Raw genomic sequence first — 21,892 nt, 5'->3', positions numbered from 1 at the left:
GCACAGCCCTCACCTGGCGCTTTACGGTCTGGCCATGACGATTCCCCGGGCGCTGCGGCGCAGAGTTGTCCGGATCCGGCGGGACACCGGTTTCCTGGCGGTCGGGATTCCGCCGCACCTTGCGCTGGTGCCGTTGTGGAGCTGGACGGCGAGTGCCGCGACGTCGGGGGCGTGGCCGGTGCTCCCGCTCCCGGTCGTGCTGATCCTGCTCGGTGTGCTCGCGCTCACCGCCGTGCAGCGACGCCGTTACCGGGTGCTGCTGGGAGTGGAGGTCCTCCGGCTGCCGGCCGCGCGCGGGCAGGGGTGGCCGAGGCGCGCTCTGCGGTGGCTGTCCGCGGGCCAGACCTGGCGGCAGGCCGGATACCACCTGCTCGTCGGTCCGCTGCTGGCCGTGGTGGAGCTGGGGGTGCTCGCCGCGTGGGTCGCGGGCCTGGCCGGCGTCACCGTCAGCGGGTGGGCCCGGATGCTGCCGGTCCGGGTTCGCCTGGACCATGTCGACGCGACCCAGGCGGTGTCCTACACCGCGGCCGGCGTGCTGCTGCTGTGCGCCGCACCCTGGCTGACCGGGCCGGTGACCCGCGCCGAGACCCGGATCGCGCTCGCGCTGCTCGGGACCAGCCGCTCCCAGCGGCTTCAGCAGCGTGTCGAGCACCTGTCGGAGAGCCGCACCGAGCTGATCGACGCCGTCGATGCCGAACGCCGCCGCATCGAACGCGACCTGCACGACGGCACCCAGCAGCGCCTGGTCTCCCTCGCGGTCACCCTGGGCCTGGCCAAGGCCACCCTGACCGACCTGCCGGACGAGGCCCGCGCCATGATCGCCGAGGCGCACCGCGAGGCGAAGGAGGCCATCGCCGAACTCAACGACCTGGTGCGCGGCCTGCATCCGGCCGTCCTCGAGGACCGCGGGCTGGACGCGGCGCTGTCCGGGCTGGCCGCCCGGGTGCCGGTCCCGGTACGGCTGCGTGTCGACCTCGACGAGCGAGCGGCGCCCACCGTGGAGTCGGTCGCCTACTTCGTGGTCTCCGAGGCGCTCACCAACGTCACCAAGCACGCCGGCGCCACCCGCGTGGACGTCGCCGTCAAGCAGATCGGGAGAATGCTGCGCGTGAACATCACCGACGACGGGATCGGCGGCGCCGACGCCTCCACCGGCAGCGGACTGAGCGGGCTGGCCAAACGGGTCGGTTCCGTCGACGGCGTCCTCCACCTCAGCAGCCCGGTCGGGGGCCCGACCACCCTTGCCGTGGAGCTGCCGTGCGGGCTGTGATCGCCGAGGACTCGCTGCTGCTGCGTGTCGGGCTCGTCAAGGTCCTGGAAATGGCCGGCTTCGAGGTCGCCGCCGAAGTCGGCGACGCCGAAGCCCTGCTCGCGGCCGTCGAGGAACACCGGCCCGAGCTGGCCCTGGTCGACGTCCGCATGCCGCCCGGCTTCACCGACGAAGGCGTGCGCGCCGCGCTGACGATCCGTCGGCGATGGCCGCAGAGCGCGGTGGTACTGCTCTCGCAGTACGTCGAGGAGCGGTACGCGGCCGACCTGCTGGCGACCAACACCAGCGGCGTCGGCTACCTGCTCAAGCAGCGCGTCGCCGACGTGGAGGAGTTCGCGGCCTCCGTCCGGCGGGTGGCAGCCGGGGGCACGGCACTGGATCCGCAGGTGGTCGCCCAGCTGCTCGTGCGCCGCCGCAGCGACCCGCTCGACCGGCTGACGCCACGCGAACGGGAGGTGCTCGCCCTGATGGCCGAGGGACGCTCCAACACCGGGATCGCCGAGGCCCTGGTCGTCAGCGACAGCGCGGTGGCCAAGCACATCAACAACATCCTCGCCAAACTCGACCTGCCCGCAGCCGACGCCGACCACCGGCGCGTCCTCGCCGTCCTGAGGTTCCTCGGCGCTTCCCCGACCTGACCGACCCGCCGCCCGCACCCCTACCGCCCGGGTCTTCGACTCTGGCCCGGACGGCAGCCCGAGGACGGCGTTCTCCTGGTGGCGGGCGAATGGCGCAGGCTCGTGGAAAGTCCTGCCGGACCGTCACATTCCGTGCCACAGTGGACGGTCCGGCATTCCGGTCCCGGTGCGGGCCGGCTGGATTCTCGGGGCTCTGGGGGACGCGTGGGATCCGAAACCGACCTGACCGGCGACGGCCGGCCGGCCGTACTGGTGCGTGACGTGGTGCGGTCGGTCGTGGAGGACCTCGCACCGGACGAGCTGTTCCTGGTGGAGGGGCTCCGCCGCTTCGACGACGCCACGGTGGTGCGGCGGTTGAGCCGCGGCGCAGGGCGGCGGACCGGCGCTACCGGCTGGTGGGCGCCCTGATCGCCGCCGAGACGGCGACCCTGCTGGGGTTCGCCGCGGTGACGCTGCTCGTCTCCGTGGACGGCTGCGTCACCCCGCTCGACGTCCTCTCGGACGGCTGCGCCTGGCGGCCGGCCTGGTCGAGGCCGCTGTTCCCGTTCACGTTCGTGCTGAACAACGCCCTCGTCCTGTCCGGGCTGGTCGCGGTCGTCGTCGCGCTCGGCGCGGTCGCCGTGACGGCCGTCCGGCGTGGCCGGCGTCCTGACGCCCCGTCCGTCCGCCCCGGCGTCGAGACCGGCGGAGCGGGGGCCCGGGGACGGCGGGCACGGCGCCTCGCGGTGTTCCTGCTGTGCGCCGTGGCGGTCGCGGGCACCGCGGCGGACGGCGCCCGGTGGAGGTACCGGCTGGGCTTCACCGTCGACGAGGTCGCCTCCCAGCGCAACCTGGTGAACTTCTGGGGGCTCCCGGACCCACCGGTCTCGCAGGCCACCCGCCTGCGGCAGATCCGGGCCTGGTACCGCCTCGGCGGCAAGGACCTCATCGGCATGGCGCTCTCGTACGACAGCCGACTGAACGCCGCGATCCGGGACGCCCGGGACGCCGACGACGACTGGGACGCACTGGACCGCCGCCTGCGGCCGGTCTGCGCCCAGTGGGGCAAGGCCGCCTGGTTCGAGACGGGCTGGTTCCGCGTGCCCGCCGACCCCCGCCTACGGGCCGACTGGCACGCGGTGACCACCAAGGCGGACGACGGCAGCCGGCGCTGCGCGCAGGCGCTGACGGCCCATGACATCAAGGGGCTGAGGAGCGCGCTGCTCGGCCTGCAGGCGGCCCGCCGCTGCGCGGAATCGGTCAACGCCGGGATCGACGGGGTCCTGCGCGCGGGCGGCTACCGGGGCACCACCCGCCCGCCCGCGAAGGGCGTCGCGGCGGTCTGCGACCGCCCCGCCTGAGACCCGGGCCCGGCACCGCTCCCCCACGCTCACTGGTCGATCTCCATGTCGGACGACTCGTCGTGGAAGGGCTGCGGCACAAGGGATCCTTCCTTGGCTTCCCTGGTGGTCTGGTCGCGGTCCTTGGATTTCACTGCGCTGATGCAGGTCGCATACTTCTTGCCGTTCCTGACCTTCTTGACCGCCGCCTCGATGAGCTCGCCCATCTCCTGGGCCGCCACGGCGCTTTCCTTGCACCGGGAAGCCTCCTGTTCGGCCTCCCTCTTCTGGGCGCCCCGCAGGCCCGCACTGCGGATCTGCCAGTCCTTGGCCCTTTGCTGCCAGACCCTCTCCGTGGACTCCCAGGCGTCCCTCTTGGCTTCCCAGGCGCTCGCCAGGGACTCCGGGGATTTCCCTTTCTCGGCGTCCTTGATCAGCCCGTCCGCTACGCCGTGGTCGGTTTTCGCCGCCGCCTCGAGTGTGCGGATCCTTTCGTCAGCAGGAAGGGCGATCCCCTCGCGCCCGGCGATGACCGCGGTGACCGCCTTGTTCGAGAAGTTGTTGTCCTTTCTGCCGCGGGCGTGGAAACTGGTCTTTTTGTCGGCGACGCCGTACATGTCGAATATCCCCTGGCGGCCGTCGCCGGGTTTGGCGTCGCGTTCGCTGGCGGTCTGTTCGAGAGTGATGCGGTCACCGCCGTCCACGGCCACCACGGCCGCCACGTGGAACGGCCATCCGGAGGCGTTGTTCGGATTCCCCTCCTCGTCCAGTGACGTCTCCACGGTGACGAACGCCTGGCCCACCTCCGGGCTCTCCTGGTGGTTCGGGTCCGCCTTCGTCCCTTTTTTCCGCCGGCCGGCGTACTTCTTCGCCGCGGCGATGTTCTCGTCGTTCCCCTCGCCGAACAGCAGGTCGCCTCCGGTGTCGTCGGTGACGCCGCGGAACTTGCTGACGACCGGCGCCTCGGCCGCCTCCTCGTCGGTTTCCGCGTACTTCAGGGCCCTCCCGTGCATGACCTCTTCGGCCGTGTGGGCGCAGTCCGCCAGGAAGAGTCCGTCCGGCACGTATTCGAAGTACCGGCTTCCGCCGTATTCGATGGGCGGGACGTTGCTCCGGCGGCAGCCTTTCGGAGTGTCCGCGACATCCTCCCTGACCCATATCACATTGGACCAGTTGTCCCCGTCCATGCCGAGCAGGACATACTTTCCGCTTTCGGACATGCGGGCTTTCAAGAAGTCACCGATCTCCGCGTCCACCGTCGCGTAGCGCTGCACGGCCGTCGTCCCGGCCGGAGAGGACGAGGCCCGGTACGACGTCTCCGCGGCCCCGGGGGCGCGGGAGGGCCCGGCCGTGATGCGGCGCGCGTTCGCCTCGGCTTCGCGTTCGAAGCGGTCGGAGGGGTCGGACACCCTCAGGCCGGACCCGTTGTCGGTGCCGGCGACCGGGCCCCGGCGCTGCTGGACGACGTGGGTGAGTTCGTGGGCCAGGGTGTGCCGGTCGCCTCCGCCCTCGCCGATCACCACGTGGCTGCCGGAGGTGTAGGCGCGGGCGCCGACTTCGGCGGCGGAGCGTCGGGCGGCGGGGCCGTCGTGGATGCGGACGTCGGTGAAGTCGGCGCCGAAGCGGTTCTCCATGTCGGTGCGGGTGGTGTCGTCGAGGGGGCGGCCCGCGGAGCGCAGGACGTCCGCCACGGCCGAGCGCTGCACCGCCGCCCCGGGGCGGGCGCCGGCCCGCTGCCGGGTGGGGTGGCCGCGGCCGTCGTCGTGTTCGTGGTGCTGCCCGGCCGGTGGGACGTGTCCGGTGCGGCGCAGCATCCGCACGACCGCGGCGTTGCCGACACTGCGCTGCAGGCCGACCAGCCCGCTGGGGAACGACGCGGGAGCCTGTTCGCGGGCGGCGCTGTCGGCCCTGCGGCCGGCCGGCGGCGCGGGGGTGCGCGCGTCCTGGTGGTCGGGGTCGTGTGCTCGCATGAGGGGCTCCTCTGTCCGAACGCGCTCGGGGCGGTCCACATCTAGCGCGCCGCCCGGCCGGGCGGTAGGGCCGGGAGGGCAGAGGGAGGGCAGCCCGTCCGTCCCGCGCGCCCGGTCCGCCGGCCCGCGCGCGGGACCGGCACGCGCATCCTCCCGGCCGTCGGGCTGACCACGCCCCGCGAGGTCTTCGACGTCCAGTGCGCGCTGGCCCTCGCCGACCTCCTCGGCACCGAGGTGCTGGAACTGCCCGGCGGCCACAACGGGAACACCACCCACCCCCGGGCCTACGCCGCCCGCCTCCGGGAGGCCCTGGGCGCCGCCGCCTGACCCGGCGCGGGCCGGGCCGGCCGGGGCCCGGGCCACCGGCTGCTGCTGCTGCGCAGATTCCGGGCCAAGTCCCTTACCGCGCAGGCGCGTTCACCAGCGCCACCGTGCTCGGGTGCGGGCGCCCGCGTCTCAGAGGGCGTTTGATCTCGCGGGCCCCGTGATGTCCGGTTCACCGGATGAAGCGGGTTCAGAACGTCCGGAAGTCGGCGGCCCGGCCATGAAACGGCGGGGTCCGGGCAGACGGGGCACGTGACGACAGGGGTACGGCAACCGTTCCGAACGATCGCACCGGCACTGGTGACCCAGACGGTGCTCATGGTCCTGGTCGGCCACGCGGTCACCCACCCGCCACTGCACCTCTGGCGGCCTGAGGAGAACGGCCTCACCGACCGGCTCGCGGCGGGCCGCGGGCCCGCCCTCGACACCGTCACCGCGTGGCTCTCGATCCTCGCCGGCACCGGGACCGTGGTGGCCGTGGCGGGCGTCGCGGTGCTGGCGCTGCTGGTCGGCTCCCGGCGGCGGTGGCGGGAGGCGGCCTTCCTCGGTGGCGCGGTCGCCGCCCAGTCCGCCGTCTTCCTGCTGGTCACCCTGTGCGTGGACCGGCCCCGGCCGACCGCACCGCACCTCGACGCCGCGCCGCCGACTTCCAGCTTCCCGTCCGGCCACGTCGGCGCGGCGGTCGCGCTGTACGGTGCGCTGGCCGTCCTCGCCGCGTCGCGCGTGCGGGGGCGGCTGCGGCCGCTGCTCTGCGTCCTGGCGGCGCTGCTGCCGGTGCTGGTCGCGTTCAGCCGGCTGTACCGCGGCATGCACCACCCGACCGACGTCCTGGCCGGGCTGGCGAACGGTGGCGCCACGCTCTGGATCATGTGGCGGGCCTTTCTCGCCGACCGCGGGCGGAGCACGCCGCCCGCCGGGGCCGACCGCGCGCCCGCCGGCCGGGCGGTCGCCGGCCGGGCGGTCGTGGTCCACAACCCCGTACTGGTCGACGACGACACCCTCGGGCGGATCGAACGCGTCCTCGCCGAGCACGGCTGGGCGGCCCCGACCAGAACCGCCACCAGCGTGGACGACCCCGGCCGGGGCGCCGCGGCGGACGCCGTGGCCGCCGGGGCCGACCTGGTGGTGGCCTGCGGCGGAGACGGCACGGTGACGGCCTGCTCGCACGCCCTCGCCGGGACGGGCGTCGCCCTGGCGATCGCCCCCTGCGGCACCGGCAACCTGCTTGCGCGCAACCTGGGCCTGCCCTCGGATCCGGCGCGGGCCCTGTCGGACGCCCTCGGCGGCGGCCCCCGCCGGATCGACCTGGCCGTGGCCGACGGGGACGGCATCCCCCCGACGGTGGTCAGCGCCATGGCCGGCATCGGCCTCGACGCCGCGACGATGGCCGACACCAGCCGCGGCGCGAAGGACCGCCTCGGCTGGCCCGCCTACCTGCCCCCGCTGGTCCGCCACCTCGGCGACCGCCGGATGCGGCTCACCGTCACCCTGGACGACGGCCGCCCCATCCACCGGCGGGCCGCGATGGCCGTGATCGGCAACGTCGGCGCGCTCCAGGGCGGGATCCGGCTGCTGCCCGGCGCCCGGCCGGACGACGGCCTGCTCGACCTCGTGCTCGTCCACCCGCGTGGCCTCGCCGGCTGGCCCGCAGCGGCGGCGCGGCTGCTCACCGGGAGGGTCGCCCCGGGGGACGGGACGGCGCCGTTCGAACACTTCCAGGCCCGGCGGATCCACCTCACCGCCGACCGCGACCAGCCCCGCGAGCTCGACGGGGAGTCGCTTCCGCCGGGCCGCACCCTGCGGCTGTCCGTCCGGCCCGCCGCCCTCCTGGTCCACACACCGTCGGGTGGCGGATCCCGGCACGGCGGGCCCCCGCCGGCCGGGTCCCCGGTCGCCGCACCGCAGGGCGACGCCCCCCGACGGGCCGGGACCGAGCCCGTCCCGGCCGAACGGAGCGCCTGATGGGTACCGCGACCCGCGTCGACCGCCGCGACCGCGAGCCCGAGGAGCTCTCCGCCGACGAGGCCGTCACGACCCTGCGCGAGTACGGTCGGTGGCAGCTGCTCAGGGACGCCTTCCTCCGGTTCCGCTTCGCGGACGGCTTCAGTCACGCCCGGGCCCTCGCCTTCCAGACGGTGCTCGCCCTGGTGCCGTTCGCGATCGCCGTGGTCGGCCTCTCCTCCGTCCTGCACACCCAGTGGCTCGGGCGGGTCACCGAGCTGACCATCGCCCGGCTCACCGCGGGCCCGAGCTCGGACCTCGTCGACCAGGTCCTGCGGCGCAGCCGCGAACGCGCGGGGGGCGGCGGGAGCGTCGCCCTGTGGGGCGGCGCCCTGTTCTCCCTCGTCAACGTCACCACCGCGATGTGCCAGATCGAACGCGGAGCCAACCGGATCTACGGCATCGAACGCGACCGGCCCTTCCACCGCAAGTACGGCCGCGGACTGCTGATGGCCGTGCTGGCCGGCCTGCCGCTCGGCCTCGGCTTCGTCCTGCTGGTGGCGGGCCGGGAGATCGCGGCCGCGGTCGTCGAGGCGGGCGGACCGGGGGCCCACCGGCAGGCCCTCGCCTGGGCGGTCCTGCGATGGCCGGTCGGCATCGTGCTCGCCCTGCTGTCCGCGAGCGTCGTCTTCCACCGGGCCCCGCGCCGCGAACAGCCCGGTCACACCTGGCTGGCCTTCGGCGCCGCCGTGTACCTGGTGCTGTGGGTGGGGCTGACCGCCCTGTTCGGCCTGTACCTGCGGCTGAGCAACTCGATCGACGCGGTCTACGGACCGCTCAGCGTGATCATCTCGCTCCTGGTGTGGGCGTACCTGACGGCGATCGCGCTGTTCCTCGGGATCGCCTTCGCCGCGCAGCTGGAGGCCGACCGGGCCGGCATCGACGAGCCCGTCCTGCCGGATCCCGAGGATGATTCCGCAGGTCCTGGGCAGGCGAGGGGCGATGACAGCTGACCGCAGGCCGCACCCGAGCCCCGCCCGCACCCCGCTGCCGGCGCTGCGCCGGCTCTCCCGGCGCCGTTTCACCCGACGGCGGTCCACCCGGCGCCGGGCCGACCGGCGCTTCGCCGAACGCTTGGTCGTGGCCGTCCTGGCGTTCGCCGTGGCGGCGGTGCCGACCGCCGTCCTGCTGGTCCTGGTCGAGGCCGGCTGGGGGCCGCTGCGGGAGCTGGACGCCGGCGCCGCGGTACGGCTGAACGAGGCCGTCCGGCACCACCCGCTCCTGCTGGAGACGACCCGGGTGCTGAGCGACTGGATCTGGGACCCGGTCACGATGCGCCTGCTGGTGGCGGGCGCCGTCGGCTGGTTGCTGGTGCGCCGGGCCTGGCGGCTGGCCCTGTGGGCGGGGCTCACCGAGGCGGCCGCCGGCCTGACCGGCCTGCTGGTCAAGGTCTCGGTGGCCCGCGTCCGGCCCCGCCTCCCGGAGCCGGTCGCGCACGCGCCCGGCTTCTCGTTCCCGTCGGGGCACGCCATGACCGCGATGGCCTCCTGCGCGATCCTGCTGCTCGTACTGCTCCCGGTCGTGCCCCGACGGGCCCGCCCGGCGGCCTGGACGCTCGCCGCCGTGACGGTGCTCGGGACGGGCCTGACCCGGATCGCGCTCGGCGTGCACTGGGCCAGCGACGTCCTCGGCGGCTGGCTGCTCGGACTCGCGCTGGTCGCCTCGACCGCCTGGGCGTTCGAGGCCTGGCGGCGGGAGAGCGGACTCCGGACGGCGGGGCTCCCGGAGGGGCTGGAGCCCGAGCTCGCCGCGGGGCCGGAACCCGCCGCGGAGGACGAACTCCGGCCGCGACCGGCCCGCGATCCGCGGCCGTAACCGCGACCGGGCAGCGCCGGACCGCGCAGGAGGCCGGCCGGCGGGCCGCCCCGACGGCCGGGGCCCGGGGCGGAGGGCGCGGTGGCCGGCGGGCGCGGACCTGATGCGAGGATGGCCGCATGGACCCTCGCCGCAGGAACAACGTGACGTCCGTCGGACCTGTCGGCGGGCGCGCCGTCGTGCTGGCGCACGGGTTCGGGTGCGACCAGAACATGTGGCGCCTGGTCGTGCCCGCCCTGGCGCAGCGGTACCGGGTGGTGCTGTTCGACTACGTGGGGTGCGGCGGATCGGACCTGGCGTCGTGGAGCGCGCAGCGGTACTCCTCGCTCCACGGCTACGCGCAGGACGTGGTGGAGGTCTGCCGCGAGCTGGACCTGCGCGACGCGGTGTTCGTGGGGCATTCGGTGAGCGCGATGGTGGGGGTGCTGGCGGCGGAGTCGGTGCCGGAACGGATCGGTGCGCTGGTGATGGTCGCCCCCTCGCCCTGCTACGTCGACGACGAGGGGTACCGCGGCGGGTTCGGCGCCGAGGACATCGAGGAGCTCCTGGCCGCGCTGGAGTCGAACTACCTGGGCTGGTCCTCCACCATGGCCCCCGTCATCATGGGCAACCCGGAGCGGCCGGAGCTCGGACAGGAACTGACGAACAGCTTCTGCGCCACGGACCCGGACATCGCGCGGGTCTTCGCCCGCACCACCTTCCTGTCCGACAGCCGCGAGGACCTGAAGCGGGTGACGGTCCCCACGCTGGTGCTGGAATGCTCCCAGGACGTGATCGCGCCCCGCGAGGTCGGCGCGTACGTGCACGCCGCCGTCCCCTCCTCCCGGCTGGTCACCCTCGAGGCCACCGGCCACTGCCCGCAGCTCAGCGCACCCGAGGCCACCGCCGACGCCGTCCTCGAGTTCCTCGCAGGGTTGCGGTGATGTGCAGGGTCGGCGAGGAGCCGGGCCCCTTCGACGACAGCGCGAGCACCCGCGCCGCGTTCACCGCGCTACTCGAGGACAGCGCCGAGGACCTGTACGAGCAGGCGCCCTGCGGCTACCTGTCGACTCTGATGGACGGCACCATCGCCCGGATCAACGCCACGCTGCTGGGCTGGCTGGGCCTGGAACGCGCCGCGGTGGTGGGCCGGATGCGCTTCACCGACCTGCTCACCGTGGGCGGGAAGCTCTACCACGAGACGCACTTCGCGCCGCTGCTGCGCATGCAGGGCGAAGTGCGCGGGATCGCCCTGGAGATGGGGGCGCAGCACCGGAACGCCGGCCGGCTGCCGGTGCTGGTGTCCTCCGTGATCAGGCACGGCAGCGGCGGGGAGCCGCTGCTGATCCGCACCACCGTCACCGACGCCTCCGACCGGCGGGCCTACGAGGCCGAGCTCCTGCGTCGGCGCGAGGAGGCCGAGCAGGCCCGCGCCGCCGCCGAGGCCGCCCTGCGGCAGGCACAGCACGACCGGCAACGGCTGGCCGAGGCCCTCGCCACCCTGCAGAGGTCGCTCGTCCCCTCCTCGCTGCCCGCCGTCCCGGGGCTGGAGGCGGCCGTGTACTACCACACCGCCTCCCCCGACCGGCTCGGCGGCGACTTCTACGACCTCTTCCCCGTCGGCGGGGGACGGTGGGCGTTCTTCCTCGGCGACGTGTGCGGCAAGGGGCCCGAGGCGGCCTCCCTCACCTCGCTGACCCGCTACACGCTGCGGGCCGCGGCCCTCCACGACCCGGAGCCCGCCGCCGCGCTGTCCACCCTGAACGCGGTCCTGCACGAGCACTACGCCGCGGCCGGCGACCCGCGCTACTGCACCGCCGTCTTCGGCCTCCTGGAACGCGAGGGCGACGACGGCCGGGTGAGCGTGCGGGTCGCCTCCGGCGGACACCCGCCGAGCCTGGTCCTGCGCGCCGACGGCAGCAGCGCGTTCCTCCCCACCCCCGGGGGCCTGTTGGTCGGCATCCTGCCCGAGGCCCCGTTCACCACCGCCAGGACGGTCCTCGGTCCCGGGGACTGCCTCCTGCTGTACACCGACGGACTCACCGAGGCCCGCACCGGCCCCACCCGCGAGAGCCTCTTCGGCGACGACGCCCTGCTCGCCTTCGCCGCCGACCACGCACCCGCCTCCCCCGGCGAGATGATCGACGCCCTGACCATCCTGCTCAAGGGTTTCGGCGACGGCCTGGACGACGACACCGCCCTGCTGGCCCTGGGCGTCCCCGCCGCCCGCCCCGCTCCCGCCCCCTCGACCCATTCCACGCCATGAGCCTGACCGTCAACCGGCACGACGCCGCCGCCGGCCCCGTCCTGCGGGTGACCGGCGACCTCGACTACGAGCACGCCCCCGAGCTGCGCCGACACCTCGACGAACTCACCCTGGACGAGGGCCAGCGCCTGGTCATCGACCTGGCCGGTCTCGACTTCTGCGACTCCAGCGGCATCACCGCCCTCCTGGCGGCCCTCCGTCTCGCCCACGCCGTCGGCGCGGACCTCGCCCTGAGCGCCGTACCGGCCAGGACGCTGCGCGTGCTCGCCCTCGTCGGTCTCGACCGGGTCTTCACCATCCACGCGGACGGCACCGGCTGAGCCGGGCCCGCACCGGGCCGGGCAGGCCCACCGGCGCGCCCCGCGGGCCCGGTCGGCGGGCGTGCATCATGATCCCGATGCCCCCGGGGCCGGGCGCCTTCCGTCGGCCCCGGGGGGATGCTCAGGCACGGGTCACGGCGTCACGTTGATCTGGGGGCTCTGCACGTCCCCGTAGTACGTCAGGCCACCGCTGGGGTTGTTGGCCCAGAAACCGACCGAGATGACGTACTTGCCCGTCGGCAGGCTGTGGTACGGGAAGTCCAGGGTGCCGGATGCCCCGCTCCAGCCCTTGCACTGGTAGTCGTAGGCCCACGCTCCGGTCGCCAGGTCCACCGCGTGGGCGCACACGTCGACCAGGGTGCCGTTGGAGTTGTGGACCCCCACCCGGGCCGCGACCCCGTTGTACCCGTTCCCGAGCGCGCAGGAGTCGAGCGAGACCCCGAACGCCACAGCGGCGTAGCTGCCCGTCTGGTCACTGCGGCAGGTGTAGCCGGTGGGGTGCACGGTGCCCGCCGAAGCGCCTTGCGCCGAGACCAGCCCGCCCACCACCACGGCCGCCGCCCCCGCCGCGATGACAGCGAGCCTCGCCCGTCCGCGACCGGCCCCCACAGTGATACCTCGCATGCTGCCGCCTGCTTTCCCTCGGTGGCCCTCGCCACCCGGAACCTCGTCGCACCCCGGGTGACCAGCCCTCGGATCGTCGTGTCGGCCCGGTCAGGCCCGACGACAGGGAGTACAGCAGACCGCCGCGCCCCCCATCCGAAACCTCCACCGGGCCTCCAGACGGAGCCGACCGCCCCTCCGGGGCACCACCCGGCATCCGGCCCACCCGCCCCCGGACCCAACGGCCACCGGGCCCGCCGCAGGCGTCGGGCCCCGTACCGCACGGGGGGCCCGCGCCGGTTCCGGTCCAGATACCGGTCCAAGTCCCTTACGGCGCAGGCACGTTCACCAACGCCGCCGTGGTCGGGTGCGGGCGTCCGCGGCTCAGGCGGCGGCCCTGAGCTCGCGGCGGTAGCCGCCCGGCGCCTGGCCGAACTCGCGCTTGAACGCCTTCGCGAACGCGTACTCGGAGCCGTACCCGGCCTGGGCGGCCACCGCGGTCAGCGGGGCCTGCGACTCGCGCAGCAGCCGGGCCGCGGTGGTCAGGCGCCACCGGGTCAGGTAGGCCATCGGCGGCTCGCCCACCATCGTGGTGAACCGCCGGGCGAAGGCCGCCCGGGACAGGCCCACCCGTCGGGCCAGCGACTCCACCGTCCACGGGGTCGCCGGGTCCTCGTGGATGGCGGCCAGGGCCGGCGCGACCGCGGAGTCGCCCAGCGCGGCCGCCCACCCGGCCGCGGCCGCCGTGGGCCGGTCGTCGAGCCAGGCCCGCAGGATGTAGAGCAGCAGCGAGTCGATCAGGGCCGGGACGATGCCGGTCGACCCGAGGCGCGGGTTCTCCAGCTCCGCCCCGAGCAGCTGGACGGCGGCGCTCAGCTCGGGGTGCCGGCCGTGCCCGGTGGTCAGGTGGACGACCTCGGGCAGCTGGCGGACCAGCGGGTGCGGACGGCCCTTGTCCAGGTGGTAGTTGCCGCACAGCAGGCTGGTGCGGGCGCCGTCGCCGCCGAGCGTCACGGTGCCGATCGGCCCGGTCGGGCGGTACTGGTCGGGCCGCTCGGGCTCGGCCGGGGTGGACGGGTGGTCGGCCAGGATGTGGCCGCTGCCGTCCCGCAGGAAGACCACGTCCCCCGGGTTGAGCGCGATCGGCTCGGTGCTGGACGCGCAGCCCAGCGGGATCAGCCAGCAGGTGCCGTGCAGCACCACGTGGAAGCCGGCTCCGGCGACCGGCGGCAGGCGCAGGCCCCAGGGGGCCCGGCCCTCGGTGCGCACCGATGTGGGCAGCCCCGTCCGCATCGAGCTCAGCGCCTCGGTCAGGATGTCCAACGACCTTCCCCCGTTCTCCGTCCGTCCACGGTCCGCCGCGGTTTCGCCCCCACCCTAGGGGCTGCCGCCACCGGCTCCCGGCGCGGTTACCGGCGGCCGCCGGCCCGACGCGCGCCGGCTTCCCTCCCGCCCCCGCCCGCAGCGCCCGGCATCCGCCCGTCCCCCGATCGGGCGGAGGCCCGGCGCCGCGTCCGTCCCCGTGGCGGCTCAGACGACGGTCAGCACGACCTTGCCCTGCACCCGGCCCGAGCCGACCAGCTCGTGCGCCTTGCCGGCCTCCGCGAGCGGGAAGGTCCCGGCGATGTGCGGGCGGATCCGGCCCTCGTCGACCAAAGCGGCGATGGCCTCCAGCGAGGCGTAGTCGGGCTCGACGGAGACGCCCGCGAAGCGTCGGCCGGCCTCCTCGATCTTCGCGGCGAGCTCCGTGTTCCAGTGCTCCATGATGCTGACCAGGGTGCCGCCCGGCTTCAGCACCTCCAGGGCCCGGGTGCCCTCGGAGGAGGAGTCGAAGACGACGTCGACGTCGGCGACCGCCTCGGTGTAGTCGGTGGTCCGGTAGTCGATCACCTCGTCCGCGCCCAGGCCGCGCACGAACTCGTGCTTGGCCCCGCTCGCCAGCGCGATGACGTGGGCGCCGCGGGCCTTGGCGATCTGGACGGCGAAGTGGCCGACTCCGCCGGCCGCGCGGTGGATCAGGACGCGCTGACCCTCGGTCAGCCCGGCCGCGTCGACCAGGCCCTGCCAGGCGGTGAGCGCGGCCAGCGGGAGCGCGGCGGCCTGCACGTGGTCGAGCGCGGCGGGCTTGCGGGCCACCTGCCGCGAGGGGACGGCGACGTAGTCGGCGTAGCCGGTGGCGGCGCGGGGGAAGAACGGCATCCCGAAGACCTCGTCACCGGGCTTGAACCGGGCCCCGGGACCGGCCTCCTCGACGACACCGGAGATGTCCCAGCCGACCCCGTACGGCGGCTCGCCGAGCAGCGGGTAGGCGCCCGAACGGACCGCCACGTCCACCGGGTTGACGCCACTGGCGTGGACCCGGACGAGGACCTCGCCGCCGAGCGGGGCGGGCCGCTCGGTCTCGACCACCTCCAGGACCTCGGGGCCGCCGAAGGACTTCTGGATGACTGCGCGCATGGGAGGACTGCCTCTCGCTCGGTCCGGTCCCTGTCGGCCCGGCTCCTGATGTCCTCAACCCTAGGAAGATCGAACGAGCCGCTGAATATCCTTCAGTCTTCAGAAGATGTCCGATCGTCTCGCCCGCCGAGCGCCCCGGTCGGGTCAGTGGGCGTGCGCGGCGAGCAGGCCGGGCAGTTCGCGCATGTCGCCGAACAGGATCCGGCCCGGGCCGGCCAGGCGGTCGGCGGAGTTGACGCCGCCGGTGTAGCCGAAGGCGGGGATGCCGGCCGCGTTCGCCGCGCTCAGGCCGTGCGGGCTGTCCTCCACCACCACGCAGCGGGCCGGGTCGGCGCCCAGCGTGCGGGCCGCGTGCAGGAACAGGTCCGGCGCGGGCTTTCCGCGCGGCACGTCCTCCGCGCCGCTGAAGATCCGCCCGGCGAACCGCTCGTACAGCCCGGTCAGGCCCAGCCCCCGTCGCAGCCAGCGGTGACTGCTGTTGGAGGCCACGCACCCGGGCAGGTCGATCCGCTCCAGCGCCTCGACGATCCCGTCCACCGGGCCCAGCCGCTCCTCGGTCAGCCGGGTGTGCAGCGGCCGGTACTCCTCCCACCAGTCGGCGGGCAGCTCCCGCCCGAGCAGTTCCTCCAGCGCCGCCGTCTTCGCACCCTGCGACAGCCCGACGAACCGCTCGACGATCTCCTGCTCGCCCATCGGCAGCCCGAGCGCCGCCATCGCCACCTTGTCCACCTCGACGCCGATCGGCTCGCTGTCGATCAGCACGCCGTCACAGTCGAAGATCACCAGTTCGATCACCCCTGCACCTTATTACTCCGAACGGGGTGCCGCGGATGTAGTTGAAACGTGATGAATTCTGGTACGAGCCGCGCAGGGACGATGATTTGATTCACCGATGACCAGCTCTTTCCCCCCACCTTCACCCGCGCGCGCGGGCGCCCGCCCGTGGTGGCGCAGACCCGCGGTGATCGTCCTCGCCCTCGTCTTCCTGCCGCCGGTGGGCCTGGTCCTGCTGTGGACCTCGCCGTGGCGGCGTCCGGCGAAGGTGGCCGTCAGCGTGGTCGGCGGCCTCTACTGCCTGATCTGGTTCGCGGCCGTGGTGGCCGACCCGAAGAAGCCGGACACCGCCCGTCCGGTCGCCGCGGCCACGGCAACCGCCCCCTCCCCCTCTGCCTCGGCTTCGGCTTCGGCCTCGCCGGGCACCGCGACCGCGGCTCCGACCCCGACCGCCACGGCCACCGCGACCCCGACTCCCACGCCGACCCAGGCACCCGTGCCGGCGCAGCCGTCCGCCCCTTCGGAGGCCGCCCCGCCGAAGGCTGACGTGTACTTCGCGGACTGCGCGGCCGCGTGGGCGGGCGGCGCGGCACCGCTGCACCGGGGCGACGCCGGCTACCGCGCGGGCCTGGACTCCGACGGCGACGGCACCGCCTGCGAGACCCGTCCCGCCCACGGTTCCTCCGGCGGCAGCAGCTCGTCCGGCGGATCGACGGGCGGCAGCAGCTCGTCCGGCGGATCGACGGGCGGATCGACCGGCGGCAGCAGCGGGGGCACCTCCTCCAGCGGCGGGTCGAGCTCGTCCTCCGGCGGGGGCGGCGGCGATGCGTACTACGCCAACTGCAGCGCGGCGAAGGCCGCCGGCGCAGCCCCGCTGCACCGGGGCGAGCCCGGCTACCGCGCCGGGCTCGACCGCGACGGCGACGGCACCGCCTGCGAGTGACCCGCCCTGCCCCCGGCGGCTCCTCCGGTGCCGCCGGGGGCAGGTGTGCACCAGCGGGAGCCGTGCACACCTGCCGTCCGACGTCCAGCGGCTGCTGCTCAGCCGGGCCAGGTTCCGGTCAGCCGGCGTACGGCGGTGGCGCCGGTGCGGTCGACGGCCGCCTTGACCCCGGCGAAGATCGCGCCCTGGAGCGTGGCCGCGAGCAGCACCTCCCGCCAGGAGCGGGCTTCGTCGGTGGCGTCCGGGGCGTCCTCGTCGTGGCCGAGCGCCTTCCACGCCTGCTTGAACAGCACTCCCGCGGCCATGCCGCTGAGGGCGCCGAGGACGAGCCCGACCGGCTTGTAGGCGATCTTCGAGGCCTTCACCCGGCTCACCCCCTCCGGCGGCGGCAGACCAGCCACACCACGGCGGCCGCCCCCGCCGCCGCCACCAGCACCGTGCGGTTGGCCCGCGCCAGCCGCGCCCCCCGGGCGGCCTTCTCCCGCACCGGCTCGGGCACCTTCTCCTCCCACAGGTGACCGGCCTCGGCGGCCTTGTGCCTGACCGGATCGGGCAGCCGGTCCTGCGCCTGGTGGGCGAGTTCGGCGGCCTTCGCCTTCAGCTCCCCGGCCTTGTGGGCGGCCTGCTCCTTGACCTCGGCGGCCTTCTCCTGGGCGCGCGCCCGGACGTCGGTCCTCGCCGCGAGCGCCTGGATCGTCCCTCCGAGCTCGGCCCGGGTCCGCTCGACCTGTTCGCGCAGCTCCTCCGGGCTGGAGGCGATGGATTCGTCGTACGGCGGCTGGGTCATCGGTGTGCCCTCTCCTTGATCTCGGCCACGTCGGCCTTCACGTTCTCGACGGTCCGCTCGGGCAGGGCCGGCCCGGCCCGGTCGACCTGCTTCTTCCCGCTCACGGCCAGCACTGCGGCGACCAGACCCAGCGCGGCGGTGACGATCAGCCCGGCCGCCCAGACCGGCAGCGCGACCGCCAGTGCGGCGATCACCGTGGCGACCAGCGCCTGCGCCATCAGGAACCCGGCCAGCCCGGCGCCGCCGAACAGGCCTCCGCCCTTGCCGTAGCGCCGGCCCTTCTCCTTCATCTCCGCCTGCGCCAGGCGCAGTTCGTCCCGCACCAGCTCGGTCAGCTGCTGCGAGGCCCGCTTCACCAGCTCACCCACCGGCTCCTGGCCCGATCCGTCCACTCCGGGGGCGGGCCCGGCGCGGTACAGCCGCGTGCTCGACACAGCGGTCACCTCCTGTCCCTGTGCACTCCTGCTCTGCCGGTCGACCGGCCGCGCCGTGCGCCCGACCGCCCGTCGAGGGCGCGCCTACCCCGGCCGGGCGGGTTCAGGCCGGTCGTCCGGGCCGACCTGGCCGCTCGTTCACTCGTGCTCCCGGCCCTGCCGGACGGGCCGGGACCGGTGGCGCGGCAGGAGGCGGAACACGGCGAGGCCCTCCGCCGGAGGGCGGAGGGCCGTCGAGGGGGAGCCTGCGGCGGTCGGACGACCGCGGCCGGGTCAGGCCGCCGCGCGGGCGGCCTTGGTGCGGGCGGCGTCGAAGACGGCGGCCGGGTTCCCGTAGTAGATCCACGGGCCGGCGATCTCCCGGCCCATCCCCCGGAAGAGCTCCAGGGCCTGCGCCGGGCGGCCGTTCTCGATCAGGCCGTGGGCGATCCAGCCGCGCGCCGCGACGATGCCGGGGTGGGCGGGGCCGGCGGCCGCCAGGTCGGCCAGGGCCGCGTCCAGGGCGGCCGTGTACTCGGCGGAACGGTAGAGCGAGGCGGACTTGTCGCGCAGGACCTGCTCCCAGTACGCCCGCAGCTTCAGCACCGTCAGCAGGCTGCCCGCGGCGCTGCGGCGATCGCCGTGTCCGCGAACCCGTGCATCAACTCGTTGCTGCCGAGCCACTTCTCGCACCAGTACTGCAGCGCGGCGGTGTGCGCGCCGAAGTGGTGGGGCTCGCGGGCCACGATCTGCGACCACAGCGCGCGGTAGCGCTCGTGCGACCAGCCCTGGCCCATCGCGATCGGCTGCCGCACCACCCAGGCGTTCGGGTCCCCGGCCGGGGCGAGCCGGATCGCCTCGTACGACACCTCCGCCGCCTCCTGCAGCACCTGGTGGAAGCCCATCGCCTGCTCGCGGGACACCTCGGAGGCGTACTTCCCGGTGCGGATCTCCCACGCCCGCTTGACCAGGGCATCGGTCTGCACCTGGGCGGCCTCGGGGCTGTCCGGCTGCTCCTTGCGCCACTGCCGGAGCCAGATGTCGTCGGTGGCCGCGAGGTCGCCGAACGGGTTCATCCGGGCGTAGCGGGTGCTCCAGTCGCCGTCGCCGCCCGAGAGGTAGGCGGCGGCGGGCCGCCAGTCCCCCGCCTTGGCCGCGTCCAGCGCGGCCCGCGCCGCCGGGTCGGCGGGTTCGCTGCCGATTTCGACCAGTTCGGCGCGCGGCACCAGGCCCGGTGCGGGCGCATCGCGGCCCGCGCCGACCTTGCGGTGCTTGTTCAGCCACAGGCCCAGCCTGACGAGGAGGACGAGGGCGGCGACGATGGCGAGCGGATGGGACATGGACCTGCTTCTCTACGGAACTTCTTCGCACAGGTGTGCGTTCGGTGAAGATCGTATCGGCCGGGCGCAGGGCCGTGAACGGGTTTTCCGGGCCGGCCGACGGCTGTGGCGTCACGGCCGTCCCGGCAGGTCAGGAGCGCGGCGGCAGCCGGTGGAGGCGCACCTCGGTGAGGTGGCCGTCGTGGGCCCGGGCGGTGAGGTAGGTGGCGAAGGGCTGGCGGCGCCGGTCGGTCGGCGAGCCGGGGTTGAGCAGCCGCAGTCCGCCCGGGCCCCGGCTGTCCCACGGGATGTGGCTGTGGCCGAAGACCAGGACGTCCGCGTCGGGGAACCGTGAGCGGCACCGCTGTTCACGTCCCCGGGCGGGGCCGGTCTCGTGCACGACCACGAAGCGCAGGCCCTCCACTTCGACCCGGGCCACTTCCGGCAGCCGTTCGCGCAGCTGCGGTCCGTCGTTGTTGCCGTGGACGGCGACCAGCCGCCGGGCCCGGGCCTCGAACAGGTCGAGCGTGGCGGTGTCGACCCAGTCCCCGGCGTGGAACACCACGTCGGCCTCGTCGACGGCGCGCAGGAACAGGTCCGGCAGGGCCCGCGCCCGAGTGGGCACGTGGGTGTCGGAGGTGACGAGCAGTCGCACGGTTCCGGGCTCCGGTTCGGGTCGGGCGGACAGGGACGAGCGTAGTCGGAGTCCGGTCACCGGCCGGGGCCGGGCGCGGCCCGTTCCGGCCGTTTCCCGGGTGTCCGGCGGCAGGGCGGGCAGCGGCTGCCGGGAAGGCCGGGCCGGGAGGCATGACCCGGGCTCCGGTGGGCAGCCGAGCTGGCGAGAGGGCGGACGGCACCGACAGCGCCGCCGCGGGGCCGCGGGCTCCGCGCTGTCCGGCGAGGTGCGTCCGGAGACCCGTGTGACGAGAGGAGAACACCATGACCACGGCCCGCGAGATCATGACCGAGGGCGCCGAGTGCATCGGCGAGCAGGAGACCGTCCTGGAGGCCGCGAAGAAGATGACCGAGCTGGGTGTCGGCGCCCTGCCGATCTGCGGCACCGACGACCGGCTCAAGGGCGTCCTCACCGACCGCGACATCGTCGTCAAGGTCCTCGGGGCCGGCAAGGACCCCGCCCAGGTGAAGGCCGGCGAACTCGCGCAGGGCGAGGCCGTCACCATCGGCGCCGACGACGACGCCAACGAGATCCTGCGCACCATGGGCTCCCACCAGGTGCGCCGGCTGCCCGTCATCGACGGCCACCGGCTGGTTGGCATCGTCGCCCTGGCCGACGTCGCCCGCGCCCTGCCCGACGCCAAGGCCGGGGACCTCCTCGAGGCCATCTCCACCGACTGACCGACCCGCCGCCGCCCACCGGCCGGCCGGCCCACCCCTCCCCGGGGCCGGCCGGCCCTCCCCCGGCGGGCCCACGACCATGCCGCGCTACCCCCACCCCGACATCACCACCCTCGACGCCCTCGCCGACCTCCTGCGCACCCACCCCGACCGGCTGTACGTGCGCTGGTCCCGCGGCCCCGACACCGACCTCACCGACGGCAGCCGCAGCCTCGACGACCTCACCGGCGTCCCGCTGCCAGGGCTGTCCGTCACCCCGCTCGCCGTCGAGGACTGGTGGCAGGACCGCCCGCTGCGCCTGTGGGTCGCCCGCCGCCTGTACGACTACTGCCACCTGCGGCGCGACAAGGCCCCCGGTGTCCATCCCTGGATCCTCACCGGCACGGAGACCGGCCGCGGACCGGACAACGAGCCGCTGCTCACCGACGCCCGTCCGCTCGCCCGCATCAGCCCCGACGTCATCGCCCAGGCCGAGCACGAGGTCACGCGCCAGCCCGGCCCCTGGGGGCCGCTGCGCCGCGGCGGCCGGCCGTGACACCGCCAACCGCCACCGGAAGCCCGGGGAGCGCCTCCGCCACAGCCGTAGGCCGTCCGCCGTCCGCTGCCCGCCGTCCGCTGTCCGCTGTCCGCCCGGGCTGGGGGTTGCCCTCCAACAGCGCAGCCCCGATGGTGGCGCCCTGCCGGTCCGGGAAGCGTGAGGCGGGTGCCGGCCTCTCCGGCACCCGAGCGAGGAGGCAGGGATGTCGGAACGGAACACCGTCCTGCGCAGCATGCACGACCTGGGGCTGGCGGCGTGGTTCGGCGGGGCGCTGATGGGTGCCGTGGCCCTCAACGAGGCGGCGGCCGCGGAAGGCGGCTCCCGGGAGGGCGCCGACCGGATCGCCTCCACCGGCTGGACCCGCTGGGCTCCGGTGAACCTCGTGGCCATCGGCGTCCACATGGTCGGCACCGGCGGCCTGCTGGCCGTCAACGCCGCACGCGTCCCGCTCCAGCAGGGCCTGGCCGCCTCCACGGTCGCCAAGACCGCCTGCACCGCGGCCGCCCTCGCCACCACCGCCTGGGCCGGGGTCCTCGGTGCGAAGGTCCGCCTGGCGACCTCCCCCGACCCCCGCGAACGCGACAAGGCCGCCCACCACCCCGTCGACCTGGAGCGCGCCCGCCGCCAGCTGCGCTGCGTCCAGTGGGCCGTCCCGGCGTTCACCGGCGCGCTCGTGGTCCTCAACGCCCTGCACGGCGAACAGCAGCGCCCGATGGAACAGCTCCGCGGCACCCTGCGGCGGGCCGCCGGCCAGCTGCCCTGGACCTGATCGGCCGGGCCCCCGGTTCATGGACCCGGCC

Annotated in this window: 25 protein-coding genes; 14 read left to right on the top strand and 11 right to left on the bottom strand. The window is 74.8% G+C overall.

The genetic code is table 11. From position 1 onward, the window contains the following. Positions 1-34: 34 nt before the first annotated feature. The 4 genes from ACZ5GH_RS37320 (at position 35) to ACZ5GH_RS37305 (ending at position 3,248) form a co-directional block, all read left to right on the top strand. Positions 35-1,270 (top strand): sensor histidine kinase, encoded by a 1,236-nt coding sequence (locus tag ACZ5GH_RS37320; protein WP_464336617.1) that lies wholly within the window; start codon positions 35-37, stop codon positions 1,268-1,270. Continuing rightward, complete coding sequence (locus ACZ5GH_RS37315; RefSeq protein WP_387754809.1) at positions 1,258-1,908, top strand: response regulator; 651 nt, start codon at positions 1,258-1,260, stop codon at positions 1,906-1,908. The genes ACZ5GH_RS37320 and ACZ5GH_RS37315 overlap by 13 nt, the downstream gene beginning before the upstream one ends. A 204-nt stretch (positions 1,909-2,112) precedes the next feature. After that, positions 2,113-2,316 carry a hypothetical protein gene (locus ACZ5GH_RS37310; RefSeq protein WP_464336616.1) on the top strand — a complete coding sequence of 68 codons (204 nt, stop codon included), beginning with the start codon at positions 2,113-2,115 and terminating at the stop codon, positions 2,314-2,316. Further along, positions 2,304-3,248 carry a hypothetical protein gene (locus tag ACZ5GH_RS37305; protein ID WP_464336615.1) on the top strand — a complete coding sequence of 315 codons (945 nt, stop codon included), beginning with the start codon at positions 2,304-2,306 and terminating at the stop codon, positions 3,246-3,248. The genes ACZ5GH_RS37310 and ACZ5GH_RS37305 overlap by 13 nt, the downstream gene beginning before the upstream one ends. Positions 3,249-3,277: 29 nt before the next feature. On the opposite strand, the gene ACZ5GH_RS37300 is transcribed toward ACZ5GH_RS37305, so the two are convergent. After that, a complete protein-coding gene (locus ACZ5GH_RS37300) occupies positions 3,278-5,197 on the bottom strand; it encodes an eCIS core domain-containing protein (protein WP_464336614.1) in 1,920 nt (639 codons plus the stop codon). Between the two features lie 624 nt (positions 5,198-5,821). Here ACZ5GH_RS37300 and ACZ5GH_RS37295 point away from each other — a divergent pair. The 6 genes from ACZ5GH_RS37295 to ACZ5GH_RS37270 all read left to right on the top strand — a co-directional run bounded on the left by ACZ5GH_RS37295 (position 5,822) and on the right by ACZ5GH_RS37270 (position 11,902). Beyond that, positions 5,822-7,483, top strand: coding sequence for a bifunctional phosphatase PAP2/diacylglycerol kinase family protein (locus tag ACZ5GH_RS37295; protein WP_464336613.1), 1,662 nt, complete (start codon positions 5,822-5,824; stop codon positions 7,481-7,483). After that, positions 7,483-8,475: a YihY/virulence factor BrkB family protein gene (locus ACZ5GH_RS37290; protein WP_387754798.1), complete on the top strand. Its 993-nt coding sequence runs from the start codon at positions 7,483-7,485 to the stop codon at positions 8,473-8,475. The genes ACZ5GH_RS37295 and ACZ5GH_RS37290 overlap by 1 nt, the downstream gene beginning before the upstream one ends. After that, complete coding sequence (locus ACZ5GH_RS37285) at positions 8,465-9,337, top strand: phosphatase PAP2 family protein (protein WP_387754795.1); 873 nt, start codon at positions 8,465-8,467, stop codon at positions 9,335-9,337. Before ACZ5GH_RS37290 ends, ACZ5GH_RS37285 begins: the two co-directional genes overlap by 11 nt. Positions 9,338-9,456: 119 nt before the next feature. After that, a complete protein-coding gene (locus ACZ5GH_RS37280; protein ID WP_464336612.1) occupies positions 9,457-10,260 on the top strand; it encodes an alpha/beta fold hydrolase in 804 nt (267 codons plus the stop codon). After that, positions 10,260-11,582 carry a PP2C family protein-serine/threonine phosphatase gene (locus ACZ5GH_RS37275; RefSeq protein WP_387754790.1) on the top strand — a complete coding sequence of 441 codons (1,323 nt, stop codon included), beginning with the start codon at positions 10,260-10,262 and terminating at the stop codon, positions 11,580-11,582. Before ACZ5GH_RS37280 ends, ACZ5GH_RS37275 begins: the two co-directional genes overlap by 1 nt. Continuing rightward, positions 11,579-11,902 carry an STAS domain-containing protein gene (locus tag ACZ5GH_RS37270; protein ID WP_387754787.1) on the top strand — a complete coding sequence of 108 codons (324 nt, stop codon included), beginning with the start codon at positions 11,579-11,581 and terminating at the stop codon, positions 11,900-11,902. Before ACZ5GH_RS37275 ends, ACZ5GH_RS37270 begins: the two co-directional genes overlap by 4 nt. A 132-nt stretch (positions 11,903-12,034) precedes the next feature. Here the strand turns inward: ACZ5GH_RS37270 and ACZ5GH_RS37265 are convergent, their stop codons facing one another. From ACZ5GH_RS37265 to ACZ5GH_RS37250, 4 genes are all read right to left on the bottom strand, one after another. Next, on the bottom strand, positions 12,035-12,526 hold the full coding sequence (locus ACZ5GH_RS37265; protein WP_387754785.1) for a hypothetical protein: 492 nt from the start codon (positions 12,524-12,526) through the stop codon (positions 12,035-12,037). 363 nt (positions 12,527-12,889) lie between these two features. Beyond that, entirely contained in the window at positions 12,890-13,828 is a 939-nt protein-coding gene (locus ACZ5GH_RS37260) for an AraC family transcriptional regulator (protein ID WP_387754782.1), read from the bottom strand. A 207-nt stretch (positions 13,829-14,035) separates the two neighbouring features. Beyond that, positions 14,036-14,962 (bottom strand): NADP-dependent oxidoreductase, encoded by a 927-nt coding sequence (locus ACZ5GH_RS37255; protein ID WP_464336611.1) that lies wholly within the window; start codon positions 14,960-14,962, stop codon positions 14,036-14,038. 144 nt (positions 14,963-15,106) lie between these two features. Next, a complete protein-coding gene (locus tag ACZ5GH_RS37250; protein ID WP_387754776.1) occupies positions 15,107-15,757 on the bottom strand; it encodes an HAD family hydrolase in 651 nt (216 codons plus the stop codon). 97 nt (positions 15,758-15,854) lie between these two features. Here ACZ5GH_RS37250 and ACZ5GH_RS37245 point away from each other — a divergent pair, with 97 nt between their 5' ends. Further along, positions 15,855-16,679, top strand: coding sequence for an excalibur calcium-binding domain-containing protein (locus ACZ5GH_RS37245; RefSeq protein ID WP_464336610.1), 825 nt, complete (start codon positions 15,855-15,857; stop codon positions 16,677-16,679). Between the two features lie 98 nt (positions 16,680-16,777). On the opposite strand, the gene ACZ5GH_RS37240 is transcribed toward ACZ5GH_RS37245, so the two are convergent. From ACZ5GH_RS37240 to ACZ5GH_RS37215, 6 genes are all read right to left on the bottom strand, one after another. Further along, positions 16,778-17,044, bottom strand: coding sequence for a DUF4235 domain-containing protein (locus ACZ5GH_RS37240; protein WP_464336609.1), 267 nt, complete (start codon positions 17,042-17,044; stop codon positions 16,778-16,780). Positions 17,045-17,049: 5 nt separating this feature from the next. Then, positions 17,050-17,466, bottom strand: a complete 417-nt coding sequence (locus tag ACZ5GH_RS37235) for a DUF3618 domain-containing protein (RefSeq protein ID WP_387754767.1) — start codon at positions 17,464-17,466, stop codon at positions 17,050-17,052. Beyond that, on the bottom strand, positions 17,463-17,834 hold the full coding sequence (locus ACZ5GH_RS37230) for a phage holin family protein (RefSeq protein ID WP_464336935.1): 372 nt from the start codon (positions 17,832-17,834) through the stop codon (positions 17,463-17,465). Before ACZ5GH_RS37230 ends, ACZ5GH_RS37235 begins: the two co-directional genes overlap by 4 nt. A gap of 339 nt (positions 17,835-18,173) precedes the next feature. Continuing rightward, positions 18,174-18,485 carry a hypothetical protein gene (locus ACZ5GH_RS37225; protein WP_464336608.1) on the bottom strand — a complete coding sequence of 104 codons (312 nt, stop codon included), beginning with the start codon at positions 18,483-18,485 and terminating at the stop codon, positions 18,174-18,176. A gap of 2 nt (positions 18,486-18,487) precedes the next feature. Beyond that, on the bottom strand, positions 18,488-19,219 hold the full coding sequence (locus tag ACZ5GH_RS37220; protein WP_464336607.1) for a hypothetical protein: 732 nt from the start codon (positions 19,217-19,219) through the stop codon (positions 18,488-18,490). A gap of 130 nt (positions 19,220-19,349) precedes the next feature. After that, positions 19,350-19,853 (bottom strand): metallophosphoesterase family protein, encoded by a 504-nt coding sequence (locus ACZ5GH_RS37215; RefSeq protein WP_464336606.1) that lies wholly within the window; start codon positions 19,851-19,853, stop codon positions 19,350-19,352. Between the two features lie 284 nt (positions 19,854-20,137). Between ACZ5GH_RS37215 and ACZ5GH_RS37210 the strand changes: the two genes are divergently transcribed. The 3 genes from ACZ5GH_RS37210 to ACZ5GH_RS37200 all read left to right on the top strand — a co-directional run bounded on the left by ACZ5GH_RS37210 (position 20,138) and on the right by ACZ5GH_RS37200 (position 21,861). Beyond that, entirely contained in the window at positions 20,138-20,554 is a 417-nt protein-coding gene (locus ACZ5GH_RS37210) for a CBS domain-containing protein (RefSeq protein ID WP_387754761.1), read from the top strand. Positions 20,555-20,633: 79 nt separating this feature from the next. Further along, entirely contained in the window at positions 20,634-21,089 is a 456-nt protein-coding gene (locus ACZ5GH_RS37205; protein WP_387754759.1) for a DUF6098 family protein, read from the top strand. A gap of 205 nt (positions 21,090-21,294) precedes the next feature. Further along, on the top strand, positions 21,295-21,861 hold the full coding sequence (locus ACZ5GH_RS37200) for a hypothetical protein (protein WP_387754757.1): 567 nt from the start codon (positions 21,295-21,297) through the stop codon (positions 21,859-21,861). The last annotated feature ends 31 nt before the right edge of the window (positions 21,862-21,892 follow it).

This window comes from Kitasatospora sp. Xyl93 (assembly GCF_055383135.1).
Note: the sequence above shows the minus strand (reverse complement) of the source record. Positions and strands in the feature narration are given on the sequence as shown.

Bases quoted from the DNA above. Each gene is read 5' to 3' on its own strand.
- ACZ5GH_RS37255 (WP_464336611.1), bottom strand. From the start codon at position 14,962: ATGCGCGCAGTCATCCAGAAGTCCTTCGGCGGCCCCGAGGTCCTGGAG.
- ACZ5GH_RS37280 (WP_464336612.1), top strand. From the start codon at position 9,457: ATGGACCCTCGCCGCAGGAACAACGTGACGTCCGTCGGACCTGTCGGC.
- ACZ5GH_RS37245 (WP_464336610.1), top strand. From the start codon at position 15,855: ATGACCAGCTCTTTCCCCCCACCTTCACCCGCGCGCGCGGGCGCCCGC.
- ACZ5GH_RS37265 (WP_387754785.1), bottom strand. From the start codon at position 12,526: ATGCGAGGTATCACTGTGGGGGCCGGTCGCGGACGGGCGAGGCTCGCT.
- ACZ5GH_RS37270 (WP_387754787.1), top strand. From the start codon at position 11,579: ATGAGCCTGACCGTCAACCGGCACGACGCCGCCGCCGGCCCCGTCCTG.
- ACZ5GH_RS37210 (WP_387754761.1), top strand. From the start codon at position 20,138: ATGACCACGGCCCGCGAGATCATGACCGAGGGCGCCGAGTGCATCGGC.
- ACZ5GH_RS37220 (WP_464336607.1), bottom strand. From the start codon at position 19,219: ATGTCCCATCCGCTCGCCATCGTCGCCGCCCTCGTCCTCCTCGTCAGG.
- ACZ5GH_RS37285 (WP_387754795.1), top strand. From the start codon at position 8,465: ATGACAGCTGACCGCAGGCCGCACCCGAGCCCCGCCCGCACCCCGCTG.
- ACZ5GH_RS37300 (WP_464336614.1), bottom strand. From the start codon at position 5,197: ATGCGAGCACACGACCCCGACCACCAGGACGCGCGCACCCCCGCGCCG.
- ACZ5GH_RS37290 (WP_387754798.1), top strand. From the start codon at position 7,483: ATGGGTACCGCGACCCGCGTCGACCGCCGCGACCGCGAGCCCGAGGAG.
- ACZ5GH_RS37235 (WP_387754767.1), bottom strand. From the start codon at position 17,466: ATGACCCAGCCGCCGTACGACGAATCCATCGCCTCCAGCCCGGAGGAG.
- ACZ5GH_RS37200 (WP_387754757.1), top strand. From the start codon at position 21,295: ATGTCGGAACGGAACACCGTCCTGCGCAGCATGCACGACCTGGGGCTG.
- ACZ5GH_RS37320 (WP_464336617.1), top strand. From the start codon at position 35: ATGACGATTCCCCGGGCGCTGCGGCGCAGAGTTGTCCGGATCCGGCGG.
- ACZ5GH_RS37205 (WP_387754759.1), top strand. From the start codon at position 20,634: ATGCCGCGCTACCCCCACCCCGACATCACCACCCTCGACGCCCTCGCC.
- ACZ5GH_RS37275 (WP_387754790.1), top strand. From the start codon at position 10,260: ATGTGCAGGGTCGGCGAGGAGCCGGGCCCCTTCGACGACAGCGCGAGC.